This is a genomic window from Massilia sp. NBRC 108631, assembly GCF_059704565.1.
The window spans coordinates 56182-63920 of the sequence record NZ_BAAKJE010000071.1; the positions used below are offsets into that span (position 1 = coordinate 56182).

General features: G+C 68.4%; 4 protein-coding genes. 1 reads left to right on the forward strand and 3 read right to left on the reverse strand.

Annotated features, from left to right (window positions below; translation table 11 throughout):
- Nucleotides 1-2 precede the first annotated feature (2 nt).
- The 3 genes from AC6H42_RS09355 to AC6H42_RS09365 form a co-directional block, all read right to left on the reverse strand.
- Nucleotides 3-1892 carry an amidohydrolase gene (locus tag AC6H42_RS09355; RefSeq protein WP_057158198.1) on the reverse strand — a complete coding sequence of 630 codons (1890 nt, stop codon included), beginning with the start codon at nucleotides 1890-1892 and terminating at the stop codon, nucleotides 3-5.
- A 98-nt stretch (nucleotides 1893-1990) separates the two neighbouring features.
- Nucleotides 1991-2701, reverse strand: coding sequence for a dienelactone hydrolase family protein (locus tag AC6H42_RS09360; protein WP_057158197.1), 711 nt, complete (start codon nucleotides 2699-2701; stop codon nucleotides 1991-1993).
- A gap of 73 nt (nucleotides 2702-2774) precedes the next feature.
- Entirely contained in the window at nucleotides 2775-5828 is a 3054-nt protein-coding gene (locus tag AC6H42_RS09365) for a DUF8613 domain-containing protein (protein ID WP_497547893.1), read from the reverse strand.
- A gap of 189 nt (nucleotides 5829-6017) precedes the next feature.
- Between AC6H42_RS09365 and AC6H42_RS09370 the strand changes: the two genes are divergently transcribed.
- On the forward strand, nucleotides 6018-7739 hold a 1722-nt coding region (locus AC6H42_RS09370; RefSeq protein WP_497547894.1), incomplete at its 3' end, for a CHASE domain-containing protein.

Below are 7739 nucleotides of genomic sequence, written 5' to 3' on the forward strand. Positions count from 1 at the left end.
CGTCAGAACGCGAAGCAGCTGCAGCCCAGCGCGCCCCAGAAGCCGCTGAAGTCCGATACCGGCACCGACGAGCGGCGCGCGCGGTCGTGCGCGTGCGCGTGCACGCCGCACGGCCCCTGGCACTGGTGCGGCAGCGCGGCGGCTGCCTGCGGCGCGGGCGCGGCCCGGCGCCAGTGTCCCGGCGTGCTGGCCACTGGCGACCAGTCCGGCAGCACCGGGATGGCCGGCGGCGCCAGCGGCGTGAACTCGGCCTGGCCGTGGACCACCTTGCCGCCGACGATGGTCAGCACCGATTCGATCGATTTGATGGCGTCCTCGTCCACCGTGAAGAAGTCGGCCGACAGCACCGCCAGGTCGGCCAGCATGCCTTCCTGGATGCGGCCCTTCTTGCCCTGTTCATTGGAGAACCAGGCGCTGCCGGCGGTCCACAGTTCGATGGCGGTGTCGCGCGAGAGCTTGGCGCCGGCGTCGTACAGGCGCATGCCGCCCACGGTGCGGCCGGACACCAGCCAGTACAGCGCGGTCCACGGGTTGTAGCTGGCCACGCGGGTGGCGTCGGTGCCGGCGCCCACCGGCACGCCGTTCTCCAGCATGCGCTTGACGGGCGGCGTGGCCTTGGCCGCTTCCGTGCCGTAGCGCTCCACGAAGTACTCGCCCTGGAAGGCCATGCGGTGCTGGATGGCGATGCCGCCGTTGAGCGCCTTGACGCGCTCGATGTTGCGCGGGCTGATGGTCTCGGCGTGGTCGAACATCCAGTGCAGGTCGCCGAAGGGGATGTCGCGGTTCACTTTCTCAAACACGTCCAGCATGCGCGAGATCGATTCGTCGTAGGTGGCGTGCAGGCGGAACGGCCAGCGCTTGCTGACCAGGTGGCGCACCACCTTTTCCAGCTCCGCTTCCATGTCCGGATTCAGGTCCGGACGCGGCTCCAGGAAGTCCTCGAAGTCGGCCGCCGAGAACACCAGCATTTCGCCGGCGCCGTTGTGGCGGTAGAAGTCCGTGCCCTGGCCCGGCGTGACCATGCCGGTCCATTTCTCGAAGTCTTCCAGCTCCTTGCCCTTGTTTTGCGTAAACAGGTTGTAGGCGATGCGGATGGTGAGCTGGTCGTCGCGCGCCAGCTGGTCCACCACCGAGTAGTCTTCCGGGTAGTTCTGGAAGCCGCCGCCGGCGTCGATGGCGGAGGTCACGCCCAGGCGGTTCAGTTCGCGCATGAACTGGCGCGTGGAATTGACCTGCAGGTCCAGCGGCAGCTTGGGGCCCTTGGCCAGCGTGGCGTACAGGATCATGGCGTTGGGACGGGCGATCAGCATGCCGGTCGGGTTGCCGGACGCGTCGCGCTGGATCTCGCCGCCGGGCGGATTGGGCGTGTCCTTGTCGTAGCCCACCACGCGCAGCGCGGCGCGGTTGAGCAGCGCGCGGTCGTACAGGTGCAGCACGAACACCGGCGTGTCCGGCGCGGCGGCGTTGATCTCGTCCAGGGTCGGCATGCGCTTCTCGGCGAACTGGAATTCATTCCAGCCGCCCACCACGCGCACCCATTGCGGGCTGGGCGTGCGCAGGGCCTGCTCCTTGAGCATGCGCAGCGCGTCGGCCAGCGAGGGCACGCCTTCCCAGCGCAGTTCCAGGTTGTAGTTCAGGCCGCCACGGATCAGGTGCAGGTGCGAGTCGTTCAGGCCGGGCACCACGCTGCGTCCGTTCAGGTCGATCACCTGGCTGGTGGGCGTGTGGTGGCGCATCACCTCGTCGGCGTCGCCCACGGCGAGAAATTTGCCGCCCTGGATGGCGACCGCGCTCGCTTGCGGCTGGGATTTATCGACCGTGTGGAAACAGCCGTTGATGAGGATCAGGACTGGGTCGGTGTCGGGCGTGGGATGGCTGGCTTGGGTACTCATGCGGTTCTCCTGCGGACTTTAGCGGTAGCCTGCAGTATGCCGCCGCGCGCGGCGGCATACTATGCGCCATTGGGGAGAGACGCGCTGCGGACGGCGGCTCAGATGGTTTCGCTGAGGAACACCAGCGTGTGGCCGTGCGCCAGGGCGGCCGGCTGCTGGCGGTAGCTGGCGCGGTGGCCGCAGTTGAAGCCGTGTTCGGCTTCGGTGTAGACGTGCACTTCCACGTTGTCGCGGTCGTCGAAGCGCTCGGCGATTTTCTTTACCGCGTCCAGCGGAATGTGGCTGTCGCGGGCGCCGAAGTGCATCATCAGCGGCACATGGATGTCGCCGGCGCGCTCGAGCGCATTCTGGATGCCGCCGCCGTAGTAGGCCACGGCCGCGTCCACGTCGCCATTGGCGGCCGCGTGGTAGGACAGCAAGCCGCCGTAGCAAAAGCCGAGCGAGGCGATCCTGGCGCCCACGCCGGGCAGGGCGCGCAGCGCTTGCGCGGCGGCGCGGATATCGGCCTGGGCCTGGGCGACGCTGCTGGCCTGCTTGAGCTGCACGGCGCGCTGCCAGTCGGCCTCCCCGTAGCCCAGTTCGATGCGCGCGCCCTGGCGCCAGAACAGGTCCGGCGCCAGCACCACGTAGCCGTCGGCCGCGTACTGCTCGGCTACGCCGCGTATGTGTTCATTGACGCCGAAAATCTCCTGCAGCAGCACGATGCCGGGCGCGCCGCCGCTGGCGGCCGGGTTGCGCGGCAGCGCCAGGTAGGCGCCGAACACGCCGCCATCGCCCTGTATCTCTATCCACTGGGAACTGCTGTTCATGCCCGCTCCTTTATCGTTGGTGGGAAAAACGGCCATGCTACCGCAGTTCCGGCACTGCGGTAGCCGCGCAGGCTCAATGCAGTTCGCGCAGGTAAATCACCGGCGAACGGTACACGCCGTAAGTGAGGACGCCGCTGGTGCTGGGCAGCCAGGGGACGGCATCCACGCTCAGGTTCGCTGTGCCGTTGCGGCCGGCGCCGGGTGCGGCGACGCGCAGCGAGGAGCGGCCGCCCACGAAGTTCAGCTTGGCCGCCGGGTCGGCCGCCGCCAGGCCGGCATAGCAGGCTGTGCCGGCGGCCAGGTTTTTGGTGCAGCCGCTAAATTTAAGCACGTTGAGGCCTCCCAGTGCGGTGGCGCCCTGGGTGACATCCACTTTATTGTGCAGGAACTGGCTGCCGGTCCAATACTGCGCTTCCACGTTCACCTGGCGCCGGAGCAGTTCCGAGCCGTAGCTGTGCGCCACTTGCAGGCGGCCGGCCACCACGGCGACGCCGGCTTCCACCGCGCCGCTGCGCTGCGAACTCACGTTGTCGGCGTCGGTTGCGCGGAAGAATACATTCGTTGGCCGGGAGATGGTGTTCAGCTGCACGCCGGGAGAGGCGCTTGCGCTGAAGGCGTACTTGATGTCGCCCTGGCCAAGGCCTGCGGCGAAGGCGAACTGCCTCTCCACGGACGGGCCACCGGCACCGCTGATGCTGGTGGCCGCATTGTCCACCGGCCGGAACTCCGGATTGTCGTTGGCCGCGCCGGTGGCGCCCGCCGCGTTCCAGGCGGTGATGGCGATCGGCCGCGCGTAGCTGCCCGCGTAGTTCTGGGTCAGCGTGGGCGCAGCGCCGCCGCTCATGGCATTGACGGTCAGGCCGAACGGTTGCGCCGAGTAGACAAAGCGGTTGGCGGCGCAGGTGACGGGGAACACGCCCGCAGGGCAGAGCATGACGGGTGCCGCGTCCGGAGCGGTGAGGGCGGTGTCGAAATGGTCCGGAGTGAAGCGGCCGATATTGTAGTTGGGGAGGGTGGCCAGGCTGCCTTCTTCAAGCTTGTCTTTGTCGACCGATGCGTACAGCCCCACCTGTTCCGTAAAGGCGGTCAGCGAGATGATGCCCACCTCGTTCCATGCCAGCCCGCCAATCAGGAAACGCCCCGGGGAGCCGCCATTGGCGCCGGCATTGATGGCGGCTCCGAAGGCCAGCTCATTTGGCACCGACAGCGTGCCCTTGTAGCCGCTCGCAGGCGCCGGATCGACCAGCTGGTGCGTCAGCCTGAAGCGGCCGGGCGAACTCTCTTTGCCGAAATTGGCGCTGATGACATTGTTCTTGCTCAGCGCCGTTACCCGCACCGTGAACAGGGCACTGGCCTTGGCGAACACCGGACCGGCGGCGCTGGTGGCGCCTGGATTTGCCACGCCCGCTGCGCTTGCGTTGTCGATGCCGTAGTGGTGCGGCGCCACGACGAAGGCGGCGCTTTTCCCGTCCGCGGTAACGAAGTTGGCGCCGCTGGCGGTGTATTCGGCCGACAGGGCCAGTGCGCCCACGTCGTCGTAGGCCAGCGTGCCCGAGGCCCTGCCGCTGGCGTCGAACGCCAGCGGCAGGCTGACCCCCTGGGCCGCGGTGAAGTCGCCGCTGCCGCACACCAGCGCGGCACTGGCGCCGCTGCCGTTGGTCAGGTTGACGTTGCGGCTTAGCGTATTGCTGTTGGCGGCCGGGTCCTTGTAGGCGCAGCGCATCACCACGGGCCTGGTGCTGTTGGCGATCAGCGGTATGCAGCTGGCGGGCGCCAGCTCGTTCTTTTTCAGGGCCTCGATCCTGAAACTGTCGGCCACGCCTGCCAGCCGCGGATCGGCGAATACCTGAAAGCCGGCGTCGGCGAATTTCATGGTGCACGATGCGCCGGACGGGGCGGAGCAAGTGGTGGCTGTCGCCGCTGCAGGGGTGGCGGCTGTGACAGCGAGCGCAACGTCGCCCTCGGTAGTCTTGCGCACATAGGCGCTGGCGGTGCCGCTGGCCAGGCTGAACGCGGGGGCCGGCGATTCCACCGTGTTGGGCGACAGCGTCACTTGCGCTGCGCCGGTGTACAGCGAAGTGCAGGCGGCGTTGGCGCAGGCTTTCACCGTGACGCTCTCCGGCTGGCAGGTCAGCCCCTGGCCGTCGTGGGTGATCTGGTAGTGGTGCACCGTGTTGCCGCCCGGCGGCGTGCAGACGGTCTTGTAGCTGGTGTTGGCGTAGCCGCTGTCGTCGTCCACGCAATTGCACGGGCTGGCGCTGGTGCCGTTGCGGCAGGTGACGGCCTGGTACACGCGGCCATGCCAGTTCAGCTTCAGCGTATCGACCAGCGCGGTGCCGGTGATGTAAGCCTCGGACGATTGCAACACCACCGCGCCGGCCACCACGTTGCCGTTTACGCTGCTGGCCGACGCGATGGTGAGCGAGGTGCTGGCGGTGACGTTGCCGTTGACGCGGGACGGCGACGCGTCCAGCGACACCACCGGCGACACCAGGTCGCCGGTCAGCGTGCTGCCCGAGGACAGGTTGAACGACACGCTGGCCGTCACGTCGCCCGTCAGCGAAACCGGGGAGCCGGTGGTGACCTTGCCGCCGCTGATGGCGCCGATGATGGTGGCGTGCGAGGCGATGTCGATCTGGCCGGTGGCCGTCAGCGTGCCGGTTACCTTGGTGTCCGAGCCGGTGCCGATCTTCATGCTGGCGGCGCTGATGTTGGCCACGATGGTTTGCACCTGGGCGCCCATCCTGAACTCGCCGCTGGAGATCAGCGAGCCGCCGGTGATATTCAGGTTGCTGGTCTTGACGCCGCCGATATCGAGGTTGCCCGCCACCTGCAGCTGGGCCGTGCCGCTCATGTTGAGCTGCTGGTTGTAATCGAAGTCCATCGGCCCCGTCAGCACCACCTTGTAGCCGCTGGCGATGGTGACGTCCTGGGTGGACGAGAACGGCGCGCAGGTATAGGTGGTGGTGGCCGGCGCGTAGCTGCAGCCCACCACCAGCCCGCCGTTGAACAGCACGGCGGTGTTGGCGCGGGCGGGACCGGCCGGCCACAGCAAGGCCAGTGCCAGCACAGCGCCCAGGCAGGCGATCGAGCGTGCGAAGGTCCAGCGTACGAAGTAAGAAGCCATAGTTGACAAGCCGGGTTGTTCCCGAATGTACACGGTGACGCCATTATATGCCCAGCGGCACGATCTGATGCCGCCGCGCCAGCGCCATCCATGCTAATCTTGTGGTTTTACCAGCATCCACGACGGGTGAATCCGATTAGTGCTTCCCCCACTCCGATTTCCGCCACTTCGCAGCCGCTGCCGGGCCGCTTGACGAACTACCGCCCCATGGCGCTGGCGCTGCTGTGCGGCCTGGGCTGCACGGTGCTGCTGTCGGCCGGTGTCAGCAGGCTGGAGCGGGACAAGGTGTCGCTCGCTTTCATGCAGCGCGCGCACGCGCGGCTGTTCGTCCTGCAACAGGGCGTGGGCAACGCGCTGGCCGGCCTCAACTCGGTCAACCAGCTGTTCGCCAGCCACCAGGAAGTCACGCGCACCGAATTCCGCCTGTTCACCCGTCCCATCCTCGAGCGCGCGCCCTATGTGCAGGGCATCAGCCATCTGCGCCTGATCAGCCACGCCGAGCGCGCCGCGCTGGAAGCCGAGCTGGCGGCCGTGATTCCGGGCACCGCGCTGACTGAAATGCGCGACGGCCGGCCGGTGCCCGCCGGAGAGCGCGCCAGTTACCGCGTGATCGACTTTATCGAGCCGCTGGCCGGCAACGAGGCCGCGCTCGGCCTGGACACGGCCTGGCCGGCGCTGGACGGCGGCGCGCGCCAGCAGTCCTACGACACCGGCCTGCCCACCGCCGGCAAGCTGGTGCCGCTGGCGCAAGGTCCGGAGCCGCGGCTGGGCGTGGTGGTGTCGATGCCGGTGTACCGCTTCGGCGCGGAACCGGCCGATCCGGCCGCGCGCCGCGCCGCGCTGGAAGGCGAGACGGCGATGGTGATGCGTCCCGGCCCGATGATAGAGAAGATTTACGCCGCCGCCGGCGTGCGCGCCAGCATGGGGCTGAACCTGAAGGTGTACGCCAGCCCGACGCAGGACCCGCAGGCGCTGGTGTTCGAGGCGCAGCTGCCGCCGCCGGCGCAGGCCACGCTGCCGCGCTGGCTGTACCGTGGCGAACCGGCGCGCATGGAGCAGCCCTTCGACGTGGCCGGCAAGACCTGGCTGATGACGGCCAGCCAGCCGGACGCGGTGTACGTCAGCGACCACCTGGCATCCCTGTTCACGCTGGCGCTGGGCGCCCTGGTCAGCGTGCTGGGCGCGGCCTACGTGCACACGCTGGCCAGCCGCAACCGCGATGTGCAGCGCCGCGTGGACCAGCGCACCGCCGAACTGAAGGACGTCAACCGCGCCATGCGGCTGCGCGAGCGCGCCATCGAATCCAACGTGAACGCCATCATCATCACGGACGGCCCGCCGGGCTACGCCATGGCCTACGTCAATCCCGCGTTCGAGCGGCTGACCGGCTACAGCAGCGCGGAGCTGGTCGGGCGCAGCACGCGCCTGCTGGCGCGCGATGACCTCGACCAGCCGGGCGTGAGCGAACTGGTGGCGGCCGCGCGCGAGCAGCGCGAGGGGCACGCCGTGCTGCGCCACTACCGTAAGGACGGCACCATGTTCTGGAACGATGTCTACGTTTCGCCGGTGCGCGACGAGCACGGCGAGGTGACGCATTTCGTCTCCTTCATGCACGACATCACCGCCATCAAGGCTTACGAGACGGAGCTGCACCACCAGTCCACGCACGACGCGCTGACCGGGCTGCCCAACCGCGTGCTGCTGCTGGACCGGCTGCGCCAGACCATCACCCACTCCGAGCGCAAGGGGCATGCGCTGTGGGTGGTGTCGATCGACCTGGACCGCTTCAAGTTCACCAACAGCCGCCTGGGCCACAAGGGCGGCGACCGGCTGCTGCAAGCGGTGGCCGAGCGGCTGCAGCTGGCGCTGCGCCCGGTGGACACGGTGGCGCGCATCGGCGGCGACGAGTTC